This window comes from Planotetraspora silvatica, from assembly GCF_016863315.1.
Lineage (GTDB): Bacteria > Actinomycetota > Actinomycetes > Streptosporangiales > Streptosporangiaceae > Planotetraspora > Planotetraspora silvatica.
Genome location: NZ_BOOQ01000023.1, coordinates 232495 through 253489, shown reverse-complemented (window position 1 = coordinate 253489; position 20995 = coordinate 232495). Strand labels below are relative to the sequence as shown.

15 protein-coding genes are annotated in these 20995 nt (G+C 70.3%); 9 read left to right on the top strand and 6 right to left on the bottom strand.

Annotated features, from left to right (window positions below):
* Positions 1-14 precede the first annotated feature (14 nt).
* Complete coding sequence (locus tag Psi02_RS18225) at positions 15-815, bottom strand: hypothetical protein (RefSeq protein WP_203975562.1); 801 nt, start codon at positions 813-815, stop codon at positions 15-17.
* Between the two features lie 2 nt (positions 816-817).
* Complete coding sequence (locus tag Psi02_RS18220; RefSeq protein ID WP_203975560.1) at positions 818-1705, bottom strand: hypothetical protein; 888 nt, start codon at positions 1703-1705, stop codon at positions 818-820.
* Positions 1706-2222: 517 nt separating this feature from the next.
* Here Psi02_RS18220 and Psi02_RS18215 point away from each other — a divergent pair.
* The 3 genes from Psi02_RS18215 (at position 2223) to Psi02_RS18205 (ending at position 8971) form a co-directional block, all read left to right on the top strand.
* The gene (locus Psi02_RS18215; protein WP_203975558.1) at positions 2223-4130 is read left to right on the top strand and encodes a hypothetical protein; all 1908 of its coding nucleotides are present in this window, start codon (positions 2223-2225) and stop codon (positions 4128-4130) included.
* 2 nt (positions 4131-4132) lie between these two features.
* Entirely contained in the window at positions 4133-4444 is a 312-nt protein-coding gene (locus tag Psi02_RS18210) for a hypothetical protein (RefSeq protein WP_203975556.1), read from the top strand.
* Between the two features lie 87 nt (positions 4445-4531).
* On the top strand, positions 4532-8971 hold the full coding sequence (locus Psi02_RS18205; protein WP_203975554.1) for an FtsK/SpoIIIE domain-containing protein: 4440 nt from the start codon (positions 4532-4534) through the stop codon (positions 8969-8971).
* 77 nt (positions 8972-9048) lie between these two features.
* Here Psi02_RS18205 and Psi02_RS18200 read toward each other — a convergent pair whose 3' ends face one another.
* Positions 9049-9321 carry a WXG100 family type VII secretion target gene (locus tag Psi02_RS18200; protein WP_203975551.1) on the bottom strand — a complete coding sequence of 91 codons (273 nt, stop codon included), beginning with the start codon at positions 9319-9321 and terminating at the stop codon, positions 9049-9051.
* 188 nt (positions 9322-9509) lie between these two features.
* Between Psi02_RS18200 and Psi02_RS18195 the strand changes: the two genes are divergently transcribed.
* The 3 genes from Psi02_RS18195 (at position 9510) to Psi02_RS18185 (ending at position 14672) form a co-directional block, all read left to right on the top strand.
* Positions 9510-11255 carry an acetyl/propionyl/methylcrotonyl-CoA carboxylase subunit alpha gene (locus tag Psi02_RS18195; protein WP_203975593.1) on the top strand — a complete coding sequence of 582 codons (1746 nt, stop codon included), beginning with the start codon at positions 9510-9512 and terminating at the stop codon, positions 11253-11255.
* Positions 11256-11582: 327 nt separating this feature from the next.
* Positions 11583-12968 carry a hypothetical protein gene (locus Psi02_RS18190; protein ID WP_203975550.1) on the top strand — a complete coding sequence of 462 codons (1386 nt, stop codon included), beginning with the start codon at positions 11583-11585 and terminating at the stop codon, positions 12966-12968.
* 525 nt (positions 12969-13493) lie between these two features.
* Complete coding sequence (locus Psi02_RS18185) at positions 13494-14672, top strand: pentapeptide repeat-containing protein (protein WP_203975548.1); 1179 nt, start codon at positions 13494-13496, stop codon at positions 14670-14672.
* Here Psi02_RS18185 and Psi02_RS18180 read toward each other — a convergent pair.
* Complete coding sequence (locus Psi02_RS18180; protein ID WP_203953560.1) at positions 14649-16040, bottom strand: NAD(P)H-quinone dehydrogenase; 1392 nt, start codon at positions 16038-16040, stop codon at positions 14649-14651. The genes Psi02_RS18185 and Psi02_RS18180 overlap by 24 nt on opposite strands.
* A gap of 142 nt (positions 16041-16182) precedes the next feature.
* Between Psi02_RS18180 and Psi02_RS18175 the strand changes: the two genes are divergently transcribed.
* From Psi02_RS18175 to Psi02_RS18165, 3 genes are all read left to right on the top strand, one after another.
* Positions 16183-16635, top strand: coding sequence for a gamma-glutamylcyclotransferase family protein (locus Psi02_RS18175; protein WP_203953559.1), 453 nt, complete (start codon positions 16183-16185; stop codon positions 16633-16635).
* A gap of 84 nt (positions 16636-16719) precedes the next feature.
* On the top strand, positions 16720-17523 hold the full coding sequence (locus Psi02_RS18170) for a purine-nucleoside phosphorylase (protein ID WP_203975546.1): 804 nt from the start codon (positions 16720-16722) through the stop codon (positions 17521-17523).
* Between the two features lie 27 nt (positions 17524-17550).
* Positions 17551-19200: a phospho-sugar mutase gene (locus Psi02_RS18165; RefSeq protein ID WP_203975544.1), complete on the top strand. Its 1650-nt coding sequence runs from the start codon at positions 17551-17553 to the stop codon at positions 19198-19200.
* A 78-nt stretch (positions 19201-19278) separates the two neighbouring features.
* On the opposite strand, the gene Psi02_RS18160 is transcribed toward Psi02_RS18165, so the two are convergent.
* Together Psi02_RS18160 and Psi02_RS18155 are read right to left on the bottom strand one after the other, a co-directional pair.
* Positions 19279-19878, bottom strand: a complete 600-nt coding sequence (locus Psi02_RS18160) for a PH domain-containing protein (RefSeq protein ID WP_203975542.1) — start codon at positions 19876-19878, stop codon at positions 19279-19281.
* Positions 19875-20963 (bottom strand): adenosine deaminase, encoded by a 1089-nt coding sequence (locus Psi02_RS18155; protein WP_203975540.1) that lies wholly within the window; start codon positions 20961-20963, stop codon positions 19875-19877. The genes Psi02_RS18160 and Psi02_RS18155 overlap by 4 nt, the downstream gene beginning before the upstream one ends.
* Positions 20964-20995 lie beyond the last annotated feature (32 nt).

Sequence of the window (20995 nt, the reverse complement as noted above, 5' to 3'; positions counted from 1 at the left end):
TCAACGTTCATCGCTCACTCCCCCGGGTATGCGGTCGCCTCAGATGCCAGAGCCGTGGCCGACAGGCGCGAGACGAGGGTCCCCGCCACCTCTCGGGCCGAGCGGATGAGGAGCGTGCGGTCCAGCCGCCCGCCCCACTCGCCGCGCAACAGGTCGGCGCCCTTGAGGTCGAAGGCCAGCCCGCCCAGCACCACGTCTGGCAGGCCCGCCTCCTGCATCACCCGGCGCACCTCGGCGATCGACTTGCCGTACTCCCGTTGCTCGGCGATGACCACGACACCGATCTGCGACGGTCTCTGACTGCGTTGGCGGAGCGTGCGCTGGAGCACGATGACGCGTTCGCGCAGGTGGGCGACCTGCTCCAGCGTCGGTCGTGCGAACAGGACCACCATGTCCGCCTGCGCGACCAGGCCCAACGTCTCGGGATTGGATCCGATGCGGCCGCAGTCGGCGAGGACGTCGGCGGGCATGGCACTCAGAGCCTGGCCGAGGGGTTCCCACAACCAGGCGAGACCGCCGGCCTGCTCGCTCGCCTGCACCCCGACCAGCACCTCGAGGCCGCCGACCAGTTGTTGCGTGTGCTCGTGGATCTGCTGCGGGTGAAGACCACGACGGGCGGTCGCGCCCAGGCTGAGCAGGCCGCGCGACGGGTCGAGCGCCGAGCCGTCCTGCGCGGGCAACCGGTAGACGAGGTCGCCTCCCGCCGCGTCGCACTCCGCCACGAGGACGGGACGCGGCCACACGGCGCCGAGTGCCGTGGCGGCGGTCGTCACGCCTGGGGCGCCCTTGTCCGCCGCCAACGCGATGAGCGCCATGGTCAGCCCTGTCCGTTCGCCGGGGCCGTGTTGCGCGGAGTCTGAGACTGCTGGTTGTTCTGGCCGTTCTGGTTCGTCTGATTGCCCTGCTGCGTGCCCTGACCCGTCTGCGTGGATCCCGTGCCGGTGGTCTTGACGGACGGCGTCGTCCGGGGAGTGGGAACAGTCGCCGGATCGGATTGCGCCGAGGGCTTGGCCCCGGGCAGGTAGGCGAGAGCGATCCGCCCGCTCGCGGCGTACCCCACGACCTGCGGAGAGATGCTGTCGCTCACCACGACGGAGACCGTGACGTTGGCCGAGCCGGTCGCACTGTCCCCGCCGCGCACCGAGTTCACCAGCGCGCTGCGCGCGAGGAGCCTGGACGAGCCGTCGCCGTTCTCGCCGGGCACGTAGACGACCTGGACCCGCTGGCCTGCCTGAAGATTGGGGGGCATCTGGTTCGGCTTGAGCGAGAGGCCGACGACCGCCTTTCCGGGGACCAGTTCCGCGGAGTCCTCGCTGATCATGTTCTGGTTCAGCAGGGTGCCCGGCATGAGGTCGACCGAGGCGAAGTACCGCGTCATCTCCTCCGCGGCCGACCAGTAGACGAAGGCCGGGCCGTCCTGGGCGATCTGCACCTCTTTGAGGGCACTGATCGGGATGGGCTGCCCCGCGCCGACCCGCTGGCTGATCTCGATCGCCGACACCCGGTCACCGCTGCGCAGGACCAGCGTCACGGTCAGCAGCGCCCCTCCCACGATCAGCAGGACGGCCAGAGCCGCGAGCCCGGGCTTACGATCCCGGGGCGCCATGGGGAGCCCGCGTCCGGACCTGCCCGACTTCAGTGGCGTCTGGTCGGCCAGACGTTGTGCCTCAGGACTCCGCGTCGGCGGTTGTTCCGTGACCCTCATCAGCAAGACTCCACAGCCGAGAACGCTGGCGACAAAAACAGACAATAGCGAGACAAGAGCGCGTATGTATCTCTAGCCCCGGCAGTTGAGATTTCCGCATGGCGCATAGAGCCCCTTGCCCCCACAATCCCGCCCTCGGGAGTACTTAAATTGACAAACCGGACAAACTTCGCAACTCGCCTGCTCTACCCCAGTGGAGGTGGCTATGCTGCGGCTGTGGCGGAAGTAACGAATCCCCTGTATAGCCATTTGACGCGACTTCTAACCCGAGTCCACAAAGTACAGGATGAACTCCGGACGAAGCTGGATAATCCCACTAAGAACATGGCCGAGGGCGGGGTGTAGACGAGTCCCACGGCCGAACAGTGGGGCGGCCACCTTTCTGACCAGCGCAATATGTACGACAACGCTGTCGGCCGCCTTGATGACGAACTGGTCGCGACGATCGCGAGGACGCCGGAGAGGTGCTCCCCCGAGGAGGCGGAACTCTGGTGGATCAAGCTGGGAGGTTGAGCACGTGACTGAGTTCGTCGGCCTGCGCCCCGACGGAGCCCGTGAGCTGTGCACCACCATGGGCGACGTCCTCCAACAGATCTCCCCGCTCAAATCGGCACTGTCGAATGGGATCAGCGAGGCCGGGTCCGACTATCCGTCCACCGCCAGGCACGCCGACGTGCTCGACCGTTCCGGCACCTTCCTGACCGATTCGCGGCGCGACCTCACCTGGCGCGTCCAGACGATCGGTTCGGTTCCCGGCAACACCCGCACCCAGGACGGCTACCGCACCGCCACCTTCGCCTTCGACAACCCCGAGCAGGCACGCAAGGCGGGAGCGGACGCGGGCGCGAAGCTCAAGGGTGCCTGGGACGCCTACGACAAGGACCCCTCGGGCGCCAACTGGGACGCGATCATGGAGGCGCTCGGCGCGGCGAACGCCACCGGAGACCCCGAGTACTCCGCCGGATTCCTGAACGGCCTCACGCCGGAGGGCGCGCGAGGCGTCCTCTTCCAGTGGATGGAGCGCAACAAGGACCCCCGGGGCGTCGGCCTGACTCCGGCGGAACTCGAGGACTTCAAGAAGGAGATGGGCCCGTTCATCCAGGCGTTCACCACGGCCGACGCGGCCGGACTCGCGCCGGGCATGCACAAGTTCATCGTGGAGAGCGGCGGCCCGGACCTCATCACGGCGATGCTCGCCGCCGCCCCCCAGTCGAAGCAGTTCCTCTTGGACGCGGGGCAGTACCTGCTGTGGGCGGCCACGGTCAACGGAGTCGGCGGCACACGCAACTGGCGCCTGCGCTGGTTCCTCCAGGCGTTCTCCGAGAACCCCGCGGTGCTCCAGGAACTCCTCGCGAAGGACCCGAAGAACGCCGAACTGCTCCTGCGGCCGGAGGTGAGATACGACTCGACCCCAGAGGTTCAGGCGCTGCTGGTCAAGACCCTGGAAGGGGTGCTCGATCCCGCCACGGGCACCGACGCCCAGCGGCGCGCCGCGTTCTACAACCTCACGAAGGTGTACGCGAACCCGGCCGTCTGGAACGACCTGAACGGCCGGCCCGACCTGAAGAAGGTCTTCGTGACCGCCCTGCGACGGGAGCTGGACGACCCGGCCGCGGGCATGACCGTCTTCCAGGAGGTGGCGGACATCTTCGCCCACTCCGGCAAGCCACCCGTGATCCTCAAGGACGAGCAGGTCAACCACATCTTCACCGAGCACCTGGTGAAGTACCTACCGGAGATCTCCGGCCTCCAGGCCTGGCGGCACGACAAGGACCTGGCCTCGCTCAACCCGGGCGGCGCCTGGGACGGCAAGCTGAGCGAGGACGAACTGGCCACCCTGATCGCGGGAACCTTCCAGCGCGATGAGGGCCGGGCCTCCGTCATGGCGGAGTTCCGCAAGTACCTCAACACGCTCGATGTCGGCGGCGGGAACCTCAACGACCCCGCGGACCGCGAGAAGTTCACTCTCGCGATGGCGACGGCCTCGGGCCTGGGCGGGTTGATGGTCAGCGGCGTGCACCTGCTCGACACGAACGCCGAGGACAGGCGCAAGCTCCTGGTCCAGGTCGCGCTCATGCCGGTGGACGCGGTCGTCGGCCGGGTGCTCGAGCCGGTCGGCGAGATCGGCGGCCCCGGGATGAGCAAGCTCGAGGATTTGATCACCAAGGATCTCGACAAGGACGAGGGCGGATGGTTCAGCGGCCTTCCGGTCATCGGTGGCTGGTTCAAACACGGCAACGAGGACGGGGAGGCGAGCGCGCTCGCCGAGGCCCTCGCGAAGGAACAGATCGATCGCTACAACCAGCGCCTGGTGGACGCCGGCAAGCCACCGCTGAGCAAGACGGACGAGGTGCTGCTGGCCAATGCGATCGAAGGCTTCTACTTCGAACCGATCGTCGACGCGCTGAAGCAACGAGGAGGCTGACCGTGTCGCCCATCCCCCCTGAGGACCAGGGCCCCAGCCGGGCGTCGCTGTTGAACCGTGCGGAGGCCAAGGAGCAGCTCGCGGGCCGCTTCGACGGCTGGGCGACGCAACTCGAGTCGTTCTTCGCGCGTGTCTCCACGACGGCCAAGGGCACCGAGGTCTGGACCGGCCCCGCCGCCGAGCGGTTCACCGGCACCGTCAAGGACCGCAGGGCCGAGACCGACGCCCTGGCGGAGAACTGCCGCACCACCGCGGCGAACCTGCGCCGTTCGGCGGGGAAGCTCCGCGAGGACGCCAAGCAGGCACTCCACTAGCCCGCGAGCCGAGGCCCGACCACCGGCCGGTTCGGACGACGACCCCGCCGGGCAACTCCCGACCATCAGAGACTTCAGGAAACGACGTTGCGTATCTCTCTTACGGCGCTCACCCCCAACGGCCCCAGGGACGTTCTCGCCAGCGCCGACGACCAGGCCACGGTGAGCGGGATCGCCGAGGCCCTCGCGCAGACGCTGGACGTGCGCGGGCAGCGCCTCGCCGAGGTGGTGCGGCATCCGCGCTGGGGCGGCGACGAGCGCATCCCCGCACGAGTGGACCTGTGGGCCAACGGGCTGCGGCTCGACCCGCAGGCCCGCGCGGGCCAGGCCCTGCGTGACGGCGACATGGTCACCCTCGACTCCGGCGCGGCCGCGGCGACCCGGCGGGACGAGCCGAGGGGCATCGTCGAGATCCGGGTCTCCGGAGGGCCCGCCGCCGGGAAGGTCCACCGGCTCGGGTTCGGCACGGCCGCCCTGGGCGGCGCGGGCGCGATCGACGTCGACGATCCGCTGATCCCCCACACCGTGGCCCATGTGCACGTGTCCGCGGGTGAGGCGGTGGTCGAGCCCGTGGCGGGAGCCGTACTGACCCTGGACGCGCGGCCGCTGACCGAGGCCCGCCCCTGGCCTGACGGCGGGGTGCTGCGCGCGGGGGCGTCGACGTTCACCCTCAAGGTCCCCGAGAACCCCGACGCCCACCTGACGCCGCTCCCCGACGGGGGCCTGGCCTACAACCGGCCGCCCCGGCTGGTCGGCCCGGCGCGGACGCGGAGACTCGAAGTCCCCGCGGAACCGGCGCGGCCCGACCACCACCGGCTGCAGCTGTTCTCCACCATGATCTTCGCCGTCGGCGGCATCGTCATGGCCATCCTGTTCCATCAGCCGCTGTTCCTGCTCATGGCCCTGCTGACCCCGCTGGGCATGGTGGGCCAGTGGTGGAGCGACCGCCGCTACGGCAGGAAACGGCACAGCCAGGCGCTCAAGGAGTTCCGCGAGAAGAAGGCCGCCTTCGGCGCCGAACTCGAGCGCCTCACCGGTGTCGACCAGGCGGAGCGCAGGGCGGAATGCCCCGACCCCGCCGAGGTGCTGCTCACGGCGACCGGCCCGCGCAGGAGGTTGTGGGAGCGGCGGATCCACGACGTCGACACGCTGAACCTGCGCGTCGGCCTGGCCGACCAGCCCGCCAACATCGAGCTCGTCCCCGAGCGCGGTTTCGGCGACGACAAGGGCCTGCCCGAGGTCCCCGTGTCGCACGCCGTACCGGTCACCGTGCCGCTCTCCCGGCTCGGCGTGATGGGCGTCACGGGGGCGCGGCCCGCCTCCAGGGCCCTGGCGCGCTGGCTCGTCGCCCAGGCGGCGGCCCTGCACAGCCCCCGGGACCTCGCCATCGTCGTGTTGTCCGCCGATCCCGAGGCGGAGAGCAGCTGGAGCTGGGTCCGGTGGTTGCCGCACTGCGCCCCGCACGACGGGGAGGACTGCGTCGCGCTGGTCGGGACCGACCAGGAGTCGGCGGCCCGCCGGGTCACCGAACTCGTCAACAAGATCAATGAGCGCAGGGCGGCCGCCTCGGCGTCGGGCTTCGGCGACGCGCCGCAGGGGTACGCGAGCACCCAGCCGTACAACATCCTGGTGGTGCTCGACGGCGCCCGGGTGCTCCGCGGCCTCCCGGGCATGCCCCAGGTGCTCCAGCTCGGCCCGACCGCCGGGGTCCACGCGATCTGCGTGGACGACGACCAGCGACTGCTGCCGGAGGAGTGCGCCGTCGTCGCGGCCTGCGACATCGAGCGCCCCTGGCTCGTACGGCTCCGCGGCGCCGGACTCGACAACCCGCAGGAGATCCTCGGCGACCAGGTCACCCTCGGCTGGTGCGACCGCACGGCCCGCGCGATGGCCGCCGTGCGCGACGTCAGCCGGGAGGACGCCGACTCGGCCATCCCCGGCTCCGCCCGGCTCCTCGACCTGCTCGGCATGCCCGACCCCCGCCCCGAGCAGATCGAGTCCTTCTGGCGGCGCGGGCGCACGACGAGGGTGCCCATCGGGCTGGGCGCGGACGGACCCTTCCTCGTCGACCTCCGCCTGGACGGCCCGCACGGCCTGGTCGCCGGCACCACCGGCGCGGGTAAGTCCGAGCTGCTCCAGTCGATCATCGCGTCGCTGGCGGTGGCCAACCGGCCGGACGAGATGACGTTCGTCCTGATCGACTACAAGGGCGGCAGCGCGTTCAAGGACTGCGCCAAGCTGCCCCACACGGTCGGCATGGTCAGCGACCTCGACGGCCACCTCACCATCCGGGCGCTGGAATCGCTGGCGGCCGAGCTCAAACGACGTGAGCATCTCCTGCTCGCCGCCGACGCCAAGGACATCGAGGACTACAACGACCTGCGCGACCGCGCCCTGTCCTCCCCCCAGTACGGCCAGGCGGCCGAACTGGAGCCGATGCCGAGACTCCTGCTGGTCATCGACGAGTTCGCGGCGATGGTTCAGGAACTGCCCGACTTCGTGGTGGGCCTGGTCGACATCGCCAGACGAGGCCGCTCGCTGGGCGTCCATCTGATCCTCGCCACCCAGCGGCCCGCGGGCGTCGTCACCCCGGACATCGCGGCCAACACGAACCTGCGCATCGCGCTGCGCGTGACCAGCGGCGCCGAGTCGAGCGACGTGATCAACTCGCCCAACGCGGCGGCGATCTCCAAATCGACGCCCGGTCGCTGCTACGTGCGGTCGGGAGCGTCGTCCCTGCACGCCGTGCAGTCCGCGCGGATCGGCGGGCGGCGCCCGGGAAGCGGGCCCGCGAAGGCGGAGCCGATCGACGTGGTCCCGCTCGGCTGGACCCGCCTCGGCCTCCCACTCCCGGCGAGGAAGGACGACGACGGCGACGAGTCGATGGTGACCGACCTCGCCGTCCTGGTGGACACGATCGGACAGACCGCGCGCGCGGTGGGAGTGCCCAAGCAGCGCAGCCCCTGGCTTCCGCCGCTGCCCGAGGCACTCACGCTCGGCTCGCTGCCGCTGGAGGACTGGAGCCGGCTGCCGTTCGGCCTGGCCGACATCCCCTCCCAGCAGGACCGCGCACCGGAGTGCTACGACCTCGCGGCCTCGGGACATCTGCTCATCAGCGGCGCGAGCCGCAGCGGCCGCTCGACGGTCCTGCGGGCGCTCGCCGGGGCGGTCGGCACCCACACCGACCCTCGTGACGTGCACCTCTACGCCGTCGACTGCGGCAACAACGCCCTGCTCCCCCTCGTCGGCCTGCCCCACACGGGTGCGGTGGTCGGCCGTGACTCCCCCGAACGGCTCAGCCGCCTGACCGACCGGCTGCTGGCCGAGATCTCCCAGAGGCAGCAACTCCTCGCCGCGCAGGGCTTCGCCGACGTGTCCGAGCAGCGTGCCGCCTCCGACGTGCCCCTGCCATACGTGCTGGTGCTGTTCGACCGGTGGGAGGGCTTCATGGCGGCCTTCGAGTCCTACGACAACGGCACGCTGGTCGACAAGTGGCTGCAGATCCTGCAGGAGGGCGCGGGAGCGGGCATCAAGATCATCATGTCGGGTGACCGCTCGACGCTGGTCGGCCGGATCTCCACGCAGTTCGACGACCGGCTCGTGCTCAAGCTGACCGATCCCATCGACTACTCCTATGTCGGCATCAAGGCGAAGGACGTGCCCGAGCACCTCCCGCCGGGGCGCGGCTTCCGCGCCTCCACCGGCATCAGGGAGGTGCAGATCGCGTTGCTCGCCGAGGAGCCCGCGGGCACCGCGCAGGTCGCCGCGCTGCACGAGATCGCCCGTACGGCACGGGCACGCGCCGGCGACGTCCCCCGCGCCGCACGGCCGTTCCGGGTCGACGCGCTGCCGGCCCTCATCGGCCTGCCGGAGGCCCTCACGCTCGCGGAAGGCCCACTGCCGCAGGACGCCGTCGTGTTCGGCGTGGGCGGCGACACCCTCGGCCTGCGCTACTTCCGCGCCGAGGAGCACGGCCCCGGCATCGTGGTCGCCGGGCCGCCCAAGACCGGGCGCAGCACGGCGCTGTGCACCATGTTGTGCCGGCTGCTCGACCAGTCGTACGAGGCCGTGCTCATCACGCCCCGGCGCAGCCCGCTGCGCGACTTCGCCGACCGTCCCGGTGTGCGGGGCTCCTTCACGGCCGAGGCGTCCGTCGACGAGGTGCGGCAGGTGATCGGCACGGGCCGGCACGTGCTGATGATCGACGACCTGGAGCTGCTCGGCAGCGACAGCGAGCTGGCCGAGTGGATCACGGAGCACGTGGGCGAGTTGCGCGACACGGGTTCCCTGGTCATCGGGGCGGGCAGCGCCGACGACCTCGACTCGATGTACCGCGGGCCCGTCGTCGCGATGAAGAAGTCCCGCACCGGGCTGCTCCTGCGGCCCAGCTCGACCGGCCAGGGCGACCTTCTCGGCGTACGGCTGCCGCGCAGCCTCGCGAGCGGGGCGGGACCGGCCGGTCGCGGGCTTCTGGTGATCGGCGGAGCCTGGGAGCAGATCCAGGTGGCCACGCCGTCGGCGACGTAAACGACCCGCCCTTCCGGCGTGAGAGGGCAAAAGAAAGGGGGCCGCGGCCGAATGGCCGGGCCCCCTCCACCCGTGGTTCAGGAACCGGTCGCGGCGGCGATGGCCTCGCGGTTCTTCTTGATGCCGTCCTGCGCCTCGATCAGAGTCTGCTGGACGTTCTCGAAGGTCTTCTTGTAGCTCTCCCACGCGTCGAGGAACTTCTGCGCGTTGGGGCCGGACCAGGAGGCCGGGATCTTCTTGGCCTCGGCGTCGAGCGCCTTCTGGACTGAGATCACGGCGTCACCCTGCGTACGGAAGACCTGGGCCATCTTGTCCATGTCCGGCAGGATTCCGCCGACCTTGTCACCCATTGGAATTACCCCCTTCGTCCCATTTGTCTCATGATTAATCGAGACCACAATAACGAGTTAGATCGACAGACGAGGCATTTCCGGAAATCTGAGCAGACGCGCTATATCGGGGCCGGGGATCTCGGGACGCGGGTGGCCGCTTACACTCCATGGAGGCTCGCCAGGCCTGGGAGGAAGGTAAGACGCCGGTGCAGAAGGTCCTCATCGCCAACCGCGGCGAGATCGCCGTACGGATCGCCCGTGCCTGCAAGGACGCGGGGCTCGCCAGCGTCGCGGTGTACGCCGACCAGGATCTGGAGGCCCTGCACGCGCGGGTGGCCGACGAGGCGCACGCGCTCGGCGGGCAGACCCCCGCGGAGACCTACCTCAACGTCGGCAAGCTCCTCGCCGTGGCGAAGCAGACCGGCGCCGACGCCGTTCATCCCGGCTACGGCTTCCTGGCCGAGAACGCCGACTTCGCCCAGGCCGTCCTCGACGCGGGCCTGATCTGGATCGGCCCGCCGCCCGCCGCGATCACCGCGCTCGGCGACAAGGTGCAGGCCCGTCACATCGCCCAGCGCGTGGGCGCGCCACTCGTCGCCGGCACCCCCGACCCCGTCTCCGGGGTCGACGAGGTCATCGCCTTCGCCGAGCAGCACGGCCTGCCCGTCGCCATCAAGGCGGCGTTCGGCGGTGGAGGCCGCGGCCTGAAGGTCGCGCGGACGATGGAGGAGATCCCCGACCTCTACGAGTCCGCCGTCCGCGAGGCCGTGACCGCCTTCGGCCGTGGAGAGTGCTTCGTCGAGCGCTACCTCGACCGTCCGCGGCACGTCGAGACCCAGTGCCTCGCCGACGCGCACGGCAACGTGGTCGTGGTGAGCACCCGTGACTGTTCGCTGCAGCGCCGCCACCAGAAGCTCGTCGAGGAGGCGCCGGCGCCCTTCCTCTCCGACGAGCAGCGTGCGCTCCTCTACTCGTCGTCGAAGGCGATCCTCCGCGAGGCCGGGTACGTCGGAGCCGGCACGTGTGAGTTCCTGGTCGGCCAGGACGGCACGATCTCCTTCCTCGAGGTCAACACACGACTGCAGGTGGAACACCCGGTCTCCGAGGAAGTGGCGGGGATCGACCTGGTCAGGGAGATGTTCCGCATCGCCGACGGCGGGTCCCTCGGTTACGGCGACCCCGTGCTGCGCGGCCACTCCATCGAGTTCCGGATCAACGCCGAGGACGCAGGTCGCGGATTCCTGCCCGCTCCCGGCACGCTGACGGCGATGCGCACCCCGTCCGGGCCGGGCGTGCGGCTCGACTCCGGCTACGAGACCGGGATGACGGTTCCGCAGTCGTTCGACTCCCTCGTCGCCAAGCTGATCGTCACCGGCGCGTCTCGCCGCGAGGCGCTGGAGCGCTCGCGCCGGGCGCTGGCCGAGTTCGAGATCGAGGGCATGCCCACCGTCCTGCCGTTCCACCGGGCCGTCGTCGAGGACCCCGCCTTCACCACGGAGCCCTTCTCGATCCACACCCGGTGGATCGAGACGGAGTTCGTCAACGACATCCCGCCCTTCGACGGGCCCGTCGAGAGCGGCGAGCCCGCGGGACGCGAGCGCATCACGGTCGAGGTCGGCGGCAAGCGGCTGGAGGTCGTGCTCCCCTCCGGCCTCGGCACGGCCGGCCGTACCGCGACGAAGGCGTCGCCGCGGCGGAACGCCCGGAGCGCCGGCAAGCAGGCCGCGGCGGGCGGGGACGCGCTGGTGAGCCCGATGCAGGGCACGATCGTCAAGGTCGTCGTGTCCGACGGGGACACCGTGGCGGCGGGCGACACGATCGTCGTGCTCGAGGCGATGAAGATGGAGCAGCCCCTGCAGGCCCACAAGCCCGGCACGGTCACCGGCCTGGCCGCCTCCGTCGGGCAGACCGTCTCCGCCGGCGCCGTCATCTGCGAGATCAAGGACGCGTGAGCCCTCATTCACCCAGGCCCGGGCTGTACGGGCACTGCGGCCGGGGTCCTGAACGACCGGCAAATTAGTCCGTTTTGCCATTTTTGTGCGCTCTTTCGTTAAAGAGCCTTATGCGGGGTCGGTGAATTCGTCGCTCCCCCCGCGGATCGCCGGATGACCTGATTCGGCGGTCACACGCCGAGACGCCGAAACCAGGGGCGATGCGGTGCCCGCGAACGTCGTCATCAGGACTTCCAGGCGCCTCCGCCATCGGAGCCGATACCGTTTTGCCGAGAGGAACTATCGCGCCCTGCCGTTCGTCCAGTAGGGCGAAGGAGGCTTGAAGCCGTGACGATCAATCATCCGCTGAGCCGTGTGGGGGCCACGATAGCGGCCCTGGCCGTCGGTCTCTTGGCGTTGTTCGCGTTCTCCCCGGCCGCCCTCGCCGCGGCCCCGCCCGATCCCGCCACCGTGCTCGCGGGATGGCGAGGTGGGGACCCGCTCTTCGTTCAGAGCGGAGCACCCCTGTCGTCGGGCCAGCAGGGCGACATCCGCAAGGCTCTGGAGGAGTCCAAGTCCAAGATCTACGCGGTCGCGATGCCTGACGGCACGGTGACCACGGCCCAGGCCGGTCAGTACATCACCTCCCTGGGCACCCAGCTCGACGCGGCGGGCCGTTCGGCCGCCACGGTGATCGTTCTCGACGGCACCAGCCTCTTCGCCGGTTCGAGCGCCCTGCCGCGCAACGTCTCGGCGGGCCAGCTGGCCAGGCTCTCCACGGGCAACAACAGCGAACTGGTCCCCGGCATCGAGGACTTCGTCAACCGGGTGAACAAGGCCGTCGAAGGCGACGTCAGGGGCGCCGGCGAGAGCGGCAGCGCGGCCGGTGGCGGCGGTGGCAGCGGCATCCTGGTGGGCATTCTCGGAATCGCCGTCGTCGGAGGTGCCGGTTTGTGGGTCGTCTCCCGTCGTATGAAGCGCAAGCGCGAGGAGCGCGAGGCCGCCGAACTCGCCGCGGTCAAGCAGACCGTGGAGGAGGACGTCACCAAGTTCGGTGAGGAGATCACCGCCCTCGACGTGGACGTCAAGATGCTTCCGCAGGCCGAGACCTCGGCCGACTGGCAGCGGGCGCTCGACTCCTACGAGCGGTCCAAGACCGAGCTCGACGCGGTAAAGCGCTCGGAGGACCTGCGCACGGTGACCTCCACCCTGGAGGACGGCCGCTACGCCCTCGCGTGCGTCAAGGCCCGCGTGAACAACCAGCCGCTCCCCGAGCGGCTTCCGCCGTGCTTCTTCAACCCGCAGCACGGCCCCTCGGTCAAGAACGTGCGCTGGTCCCCTCCCGGGGGCGCGATGCGCGAGGTTCCGGCCTGCGCCGCGGACGCCGAGGCGGTCGAGCGCGGCTTCGACCCGCAGATGCGCGAGGTCGTGGTCAACGGCCAGCGCCGGCCGTACTGGGACGCCGGTCCCGCCTACCAGCCCTACGCCTACGGCTACTACGGCGGCTTCGGCGGTGACCTGCTGACCGGCATGCTCGTCGGCACCATGCTGGGCGGCGCGTTCGGCGGCTGGGGCGGCGGTTACGGCGGCGGCGGATACGACGCCGGTTACCAGGACGGCGTCGACGCCGGCGGAGGCGACTTCGGCGGCGGCGGAGACTGGGGTGGCGGCGGAGGCGACTGGGGTGGCGGCGACTTCGGCGGAGGAGACTTCGGCGGCGGCGGCGACTGGTAACCCCCCAACCCCCCCGTGATCATGCACACATTCGCAAAAGCAGGCATCGACCAGTGCATTCCCGAGTCGTGATCATGCACGGATTCGGAATCATGGTCCGCGACCAGCGGATTCCTTATCCGTGATCATGCACAGGTTCGTGATCAACGTGCATGACCGGCGCATTCATGGTGCGTGATCATGCACGAGCCGGACGACGATGACCTGCCGTACGACCCTTGTGGCCTTGCGCTCCGCTCCAGGAGGGCAAGGCCACAAGCGTTCTACGGGCACACAACCCGGGACGCCTGCATGATCACGGAAGACGACGACCCAGGTCAGCCACCCACCGGCCGCATCCGCGCATGATCACGCATCGAGAATGCGCTGGTCAATGGCTACTTTCACGAACCTGTGCATGATCACGCGCGGGAAATCCGCAGGCCAGAGGACATGATCCCGAACCTGTGCATGATCACGGCGGGGTGGGGGTGGAGGTTAAGATCGGGGTGGGAAAAACTCGGGGGGGTTGTTCAGGAGGCTCCTTTGCGTCGCATCATCCCCCTCATCGTCGCCGCGTTCCTCGCGATCGCCCCGGCGACGGCCGTACAGGCGTCCGCGGGGCCGTGCAAGCCCGGCAGTGGGCCCCACCTTCGCGGCAAGGACTTCACCGGCGGCGCACCCCTCCCCGCCGACCTGCGATGCGCGGACCTCACCAAGGCCAAGCTCGACGAGGTGGACCTGAGCCAGAAGGACCTCACCGGGGCCATCCTGCGGGACGCGTCCCTCAAGGAGGCCGACCTGACGCAGGTCCATGTGGAGTACGCCGATCTTCGGGGCGCCGACCTGAGTGAAGCCGATCTCGGCCAGTTACGGGCGAAGCAGGCCGACTTCCGCGGGGCCGTCCTCATCGACGCGGAGGCCGGTCAGGCCGAGTTCCCGCATGCCGACCTGACCGAGGCCGTCCTCACCAGGACCGTGCTGACCCAGGCCGACCTCACCGACGCCGACCTCAAGGACGCCGATCTCCGGGGCGCCGAGCTCGGCCAGGTCAAGGCCCGTACGGCGGATTTCACCCGAGCCCGGTTGCGGGACGCCACGTTCGACCAGGCCGAGTTGCAGTACGCCGTGTTCAAGGACGCCGATCTCGAGAAGGCCCAGTTCACCCAGGCCAACCTCCAGGGGGCCGATCTGCGGGGCGCCGACGTCAAGGACGCGACCTTCGTCCAGGCCGACGACCTCAACCTCACCGGGACCCGCGGCTCTGCCGAGGACGTCCCCGACGACGCCATCCTGCCCGCCGACGCCGGCAACCCGATCACCGGTGTGCTCACCGGGTCGGGGGAAGGCCCGTCCACCGCCGTGGTCCTGGTCGTCCTCAGCACGCTCGGCCTGGGCGCGACGCTCATGATCTGGGGGGCCGCCCACCGGCACCGGCGACGCTCCTCCGCGGGCTACGCGGTCGCCCGCCGGGCTGCGGAGGAGGACGTCACCCGATTCGGCGAGGAGATCGACGCGCTGGACTTCGAGATGGAGATCAGCCGGTTGAGCGGTCCCGGCACCGAATGGCAGGCGACTCTCGACGCCTACGAGGCCGCCAAGCGGTCGCTGCTCATCGCGCAGACACCGCAGGAGCTCCAGGGAGTCGCCGCGGCCGTACGGCACGGGCGGCAGACCCTGGAGGCGGCCAGAAGGCGGGTGTCAGATGTCCACCGACAGGGGTGACGTGAGACGCCGGGCCGCCTCGGGGATCGAGCCCGACAGCGAGGGGTACACCGCGAAGGTGTGAGCGAGCTGGTCGACGGTCAGCCGGTGCTGCACGGCGACGGACAGGGCGAAGATCAGCTCGGACGCCCTGGGCGCGACCACGACGCCGCCGAGGACGATGCCCGTGTTCGGCCGGCAGAACAACTTGACGAAGCCGTCGTTGAAGCCCTGCATCTTGGCCCTGGCGTTGGTGGCGAGAGGCAGCTTGACGACGTTGGCCTCGATCTCGCCGCTCTCGATCTGCTTCTGCGAGACACCTACGGCGGCGATCTCCGGGTCGGTGAAGATATTGGAGGCGACCGTCGCCAGCCTGATGGGCTGAACGGCCTCGCCGAGCGCGTGCCAGACGGCGATCCGGCCCTGCATGGCCGCCACGGAGGCGAGCATCTGCACGCCGGTGCAGTCACCGGCCGCGTAGACGCCCGGCGCCGACGTCCTGGAGACCTTGTCGACCTCGATGAAGCCGTTCTTGTCCAGGCGCACGCCGTTGTCCTCCAGCCCGATCCCCGCGGTGTTGGGGATCATGCCGACGGTCATCAGGCAATGGGTGCCCTCGGCGGTCCTGCCGTCTTCCAGCGTGACGACCACGCCGTCCTCGGTGCGCTTGACCGACGCGGCCCGTGAGCGGCCCATGACGTTCATGCCGCGGCGGCGGTAGACCTCTTCGAGGACCTCCGCGGCGTCGGCGTCCTCGTTCGGCATCATGCGGTCCCGGGAGGAGACCAGCGTCACCTCGGAGCCGAGCGACTGGTAGGCGCCGGCGAACTCGGCGCCGGTCACCCCGGACCCGACGACGATGAGGTGCTCGGGAAGCTCCTTCAGGTCGTACAGCTGCCGCCAGCTCAAGATGCGCTCGCCGTCGGGCTCGGCGCCCGGGAGGACACGCGGGTGGGCCCCGGTGGCCACGATGACGACGTCCGCCCGGATCGTCCGGTCGCCGGCTCGCACCCGCTGGGGATCGACCAGCCGGCCGTCGGCCCTGACCACCTCGACGCCCTCGGCGGCGAGCCGGGCGGCGATGTCTCCGGACTGCGCCTGGGCGAGCTCCTTGACGCGCCTGTTCACCAGCGGCATGTCCGCGGTGACCCCGCCGACGTCGCCGTCCTCCCCACCGCTGAAATACACCCCGAGAGAGGACGCGTCGAGCAGCGCCTGTTTGCGGACGGATGTGGCGATCAGGGTCTTCGACGGCACACAGTCGGTCAGCACGCAGGCCCCTCCGGGGCCCTCCCGCTCGACCACTGTGACCTGTGCTCCCAGTTGCGCGGCGACGAGCGCCGCCTCATAGCCTCCGGGACCGCCGCCAATGATCACGATTTTCGTCACGCCGTCCATTCTTCCGCATCCCGCCGACCTCCTCCCGAAGAGGGGCGCGTAACCACCCGACTACGTGGATTTCTCCCCCGTACCGGGTGTCCCGGCGCTCTCTTCGTTCAACTTTCGGGATCTTGGATTAATCTTGTGTGCCGTGCCTGTTTACGCCGCCTATGGCAGCAACATGGACCCGAAACAGATGGCAGAGCGTGCTCCGCACTCGCCCGTGCGCGGCACCGGCTGGCTCTCCGGCTGGCGACTGACGTTCGGCGGGGAGGACGTCAGCTGGGAGGGCGCGCTCGCCACGATCGTCGAAGACGCCGACGACCAGGTCTTCGTCGTCCTCTATGACGTCCCCGAGTGGGACGAGGGGTCGCTCGACAAGTGGACGGGCACCGAGCTGGGCTATTACCGCAAGGTACGGCTCCGCGTCGCCACGCTGGACGGTGATGTGCTGGCCTGGTCCTATGTGCTCGACTCCTACGAGGGCGGCCTGCCCTCGGCGCGTTATCTCGGCATCCTGGCCGACGCCGCGGAGAAGGCGGGCGCTCCCGACGACTACGTCGGCGCGCTGCGGGCCCGCCCGTGCAAGTCCCTCGGCGACTGATGCCGTCACCGGCCGTGTGGCACCGTGACGCCATCGTGAGGTGTCCTGGTCGGGGCGCTTCGTACCTTCTGTACGCTCACTAAAGTGACCAACGACGCTTACGGCTTGGCGGCAGAGGCCGCGACCACGCTGAGGAATCTCACCGGCACCGCGTCCTTCGATGTGGCCATCGTCCTCGGGTCCGGCTGGGTGCCGGCCGCGGACGCCATCGGTGAGACCGTCGCCGAGTTCCCCGTGACCAAGCTGCCCGGCTTCTCGCCCCCCTCCGTCGCGGGGCACGCGGGCACCTTGCGGGCCGTACGCACCGCGGCCGGGCTCAACGCGCTGATCTTCCTCGGCCGCACGCACCTCTACGAGGGCAGGGGCGTCGAGCCGGTCGTCCACGGAGTCCGTACGGCTGTCGCCGCCGGAGTCCGCACGGTGGTGCTGACCAACGCGGCGGGCGGGCTCCGGCCCGAGACGCAGAGCGTCGGCGAGCCGGTCCTGATCAGCGACCACATCAACCTGACCGGGAGCAACCCGATCACCGGCGCCACCTTCGTCGATCTCACCGACGTCTACACGCCGCGCCTGCGGGAGCTCGCCCGGGAGGTGGACCCGTCGCTGGCCGAGGGCGTCTACGTGGCGTTCCGCGGCCCGACCTACGAGACCCCGGCCGAGATCCGCATGTTGCGCACGCTGGGCGGCGACCTGATCGGCATGTCGACGGTCCTCGAGGCGATCGCCGCGCGCGAGGCCGGCGCCGACGTGCTGGGCGTCTCGCTGGTCACCAACCCGGGCGCCGGCCTGGTCGGCGAGCCGCTCAACCACGAGGAGGTCCTCGAGGTGGGCCGCGCGACCGCGGCCCGCATGGGCGGGCTCCTCGCCAAGGTCGTCGACAAGCTGTAACCCGCTCCCGCGTACTGGAGAACGACGTTGACCTCCACCGACTTCGTACGGCCGGCTCTCGAATGGCTCGCCCAGGACCCCGATCCCGGCACCCGGGCGGAGCTTGAGGAGATCCTCCGCCTGGAGGATCACGCCGAGCTGGCGGAGCGGTTCGGGGCCAAACTGGAGTTCGGCACCGCTGGTCTCCGCGGTGAATTGGGCGCCGGGCCCAACCGGATGAACCGGGTCACCGTCATGCGGGCCGCCGCCGGGCTGGCCCGCGTGCTGGGGCCGGGCAAGCACGTGGTCGTCGGCTTCGACGCCCGGCACAACTCGGACGTCTTCGCCGCCGACACCGCCGCGGTGCTGACCGGTGCGGGCCTGCGGGCGTCGGTCATGGAGAGCCACTGGCCGACGCCGGTGCTGGCCTTCGCCGTACGGCATCTCGGCGCGGACGCGGGCGTCATGGTCACCGCCTCGCACAATCCGCCGCGTGACAACGGCTACAAGGTCTACTGGGGCGACGGGGCGCAGATCGTGCCGCCAATCGACGGTGAGATCTCCCGGGCCATCGACGCGGTCGGCCGCGTCGACGGGCTGCCGCTGGGCGAGAGCTGGACGACGCTGGGGTACCGGGACATCGTCGAGCCGTACCTCGACGCGGTGACGTCACTCCCGATCGGGGAGGCCCGCGAGCTGTCGATCGCCTACACCCCGCTTCACGGCGTGGGCGGGCAGGTCCTCTCCGATGCCATGGTCAGGGCGGGTTTCAAGGCGCCGGTGATGGCGGAGCGGCAGGCTCTGCCCGATCCGGAGTTCCCCACGGTGTCGTTCCCCAACCCGGAGGAGCCGGGCGCGATGGATCTCGCGCTCGAGTTGGCCGCCAGGACCGGCGCCGACCTCGTGCTGGCGAACGACCCCGACGCCGACCGGTGCGCCGTCGGCACTCCGCTGCCCGGGGGCGGCTACCGCATGCTCACCGGTGACGAGGTGGGCGGTCTGCTCGCCGAGCACGTGCTGGGAAGCACGTCGGGCGACGGCCGTCTCGTGGCCACGTCCGTCGTCTCCTCGTCGCTGCTCGGGAAGATCGCCGCGGATCGCGGCGTGGGGTACGCCGAGACCCTCACCGGATTCAAGTGGATCATGAAGGCGGGGCCGGGGCTCGTCTTCGGCTATGAGGAGGCCCTCGGGTACAGCGTCGGCTCGGACGCGGGTCTGCCCGTCCACGACAAGGACGGCATCGGGGCCGCGCTCGCCGTGGCCGGTCTGGCCGCCCAGGCGAAGCGGGACGGCAGGACGCTCACCGACCTGCTCGACGACCAGGCCCGCCGCCACGGCCTGCACGCGACCGCCCAGCTCTCCGTCCGGGTCGACGACCTGTCGCTGATCACCGATGCGATGGCGCGGCTGCGGGCCGTACCGCCCGCCGAACTGGCGGGCCGCGCGGTGAAGTCGGCCGAGGACCTGGCGGAGGGGGTGGCCGGCCTGCCGCCGACCGACGGACTCCGCTATCACCTCTCCGGAGACGCCCGCGTCGTCGTACGGCCAAGCGGAACCGAGCCCAAGCTCAAGTGCTATCTGGAGATCGTCATCCCCGTGGAGGACGGTCCCGAGGGCGGCGTGACCGCCGCGCGGGCTCGAGCCGTGCGGGACCTCGACGCCCTCAAGAAGGACCTGGCCGCCGTCCTGGGGCTGTAGTCGCCGTTCTGGGACTGTAGTCGCCGTCCTGGGGCGTGTAGCCGGCGTCCTGGGGCTGTAGGCCGCCGTCCTGGGGCGTCAGATCGTTGCGACGATCGTCACCACGACGAGCACGACGGCCGCGGCCACGGCGGCGAGCGAGTACGGCGACCAGGCCACCCTCGTCTCACCCGACGAGTCGGCGGCGCGGGAGACGCTCATCTCCGTCAACTGCAGCGCCACCCAGTCGGCGTGCGTGCGACCGGCCAGCAACTCGGCGGCCGCCTGCTCGCCCTTGGAGACGTTCGCCTCCATGACGGGCTTCCTGCCTCGCTCGGCCCGCCGGGTGGCCTTGGCCCGCTCACGGGCCGTGGCCTGCGGCGTCCAGCAGCGGATGGTCGTGTGGCCCGACTCGATGATGATCGAATGGGTGACCAGCACCTCGCCGACCTCGCTCCAGGGGATGTAGACGTCCCTGAGCGGGTTGCGGATGTGGACGCCTCCCGCCTCGGCCACGATCGCGGGGCGCAGCGCCAGCAGGAACACGAGCGCGGTGATGACGCCCAGCGCCGCTCCCGCGATCAGAGCCGAGGGCATCGAGCCGTGGCGGGTGAGGTCCCAGACGTTCCAGGCGGCGAACACCAGCCAGACCCAGCCGAACAGCCAGGCCACCTTCGACCGGAAGATCTGCTTGTTCACCCGCGCCGCGCCATCTGGGCGAAGCCCGGCTTGATCACATCGTTGATCAGCGCGAGCCGCTCGTCGAAGGGGATGAAGGCCGACTTCATCGCGTTGACCGTGAACCACTGCAGGTCGTCCCAGCCGTAGCCGAACGCGTCGACCAGTGAGGCGAACTCCCGTGACACGCTGGTGTCGCTCATCAGCCGGTTGTCGGTGTTGACGGTGACGCGGAAGTGCAGTCGCCGCAGCAGCCCGATCGGGTGCTCGGCGATCGATGCGGCGGCCCCCGTCTGCACGTTGGACGCGGGACACATCTCGAGGGGGATCCGCTTGTCGCGCACGTACGCGGCCAGCCTGCCGAGCTTGGCCTCGCCGTCTCCGGACACCGCGACGTCGTCGATGATGCGGACGCCGTGCCCCAGGCGGTCGGCGCCGCACCACTGGATGGCCTGCCAGATCGAAGGCAGCCCGAAGGCCTCACCCGCGTGGATGGTGAAGTGCGCGTTCTCCCGCTGCAGGTACTCGAACGCGTCGAGGTGCCGTGTGGGCGGGTAGCCCGCCTCGGCGCCGGCGATGTCGAAGCCGACCACGCCGACGTCGCGGTAGCGCACGGCCAGTTCGGCGATCTCCATCGACCTCGCCTGGTGCCGCATCGCGGTGAGCAGCGTGCCGACCCGGATCCTCGGCCGGCCGTCCGGGCCCGCCGATCCCACCCGGAAACCCTCGAGCACGGCCTGCACGACCTCGTCGAGGCTGAGCCCGCCGGAGGTGTGCAATTCCGGGGCGTACCTGACCTCGGCGTAGACGACGCCGTCGTCGGCCAGGTCCTGTGCGCACTCCGCGGCGACCCTCTCCAGCGCCTCACGCGACTGCATGACCCCGACGGTGTGCGTGAAGGTCTCCAGATAGCGCTCGAGCGAGCCCGCGTCGGAGACCTCACGGAACCAGGACGCGAGCCCGTCCACGTCGGTGGTGGGCAGCGTGTGGCCGCAGTCGCGGGCCAGATCGACGATCGTCGATGGACGGAGACCGCCGTCCAGGTGGTCGTGCAGCAGCACCTTGGGGACCGCGCGGATCTCCTCAAGAGTCGGCAGCCGGCTCATGCGCCCTCCTCGCTCCCGTCACTCATCCAGCA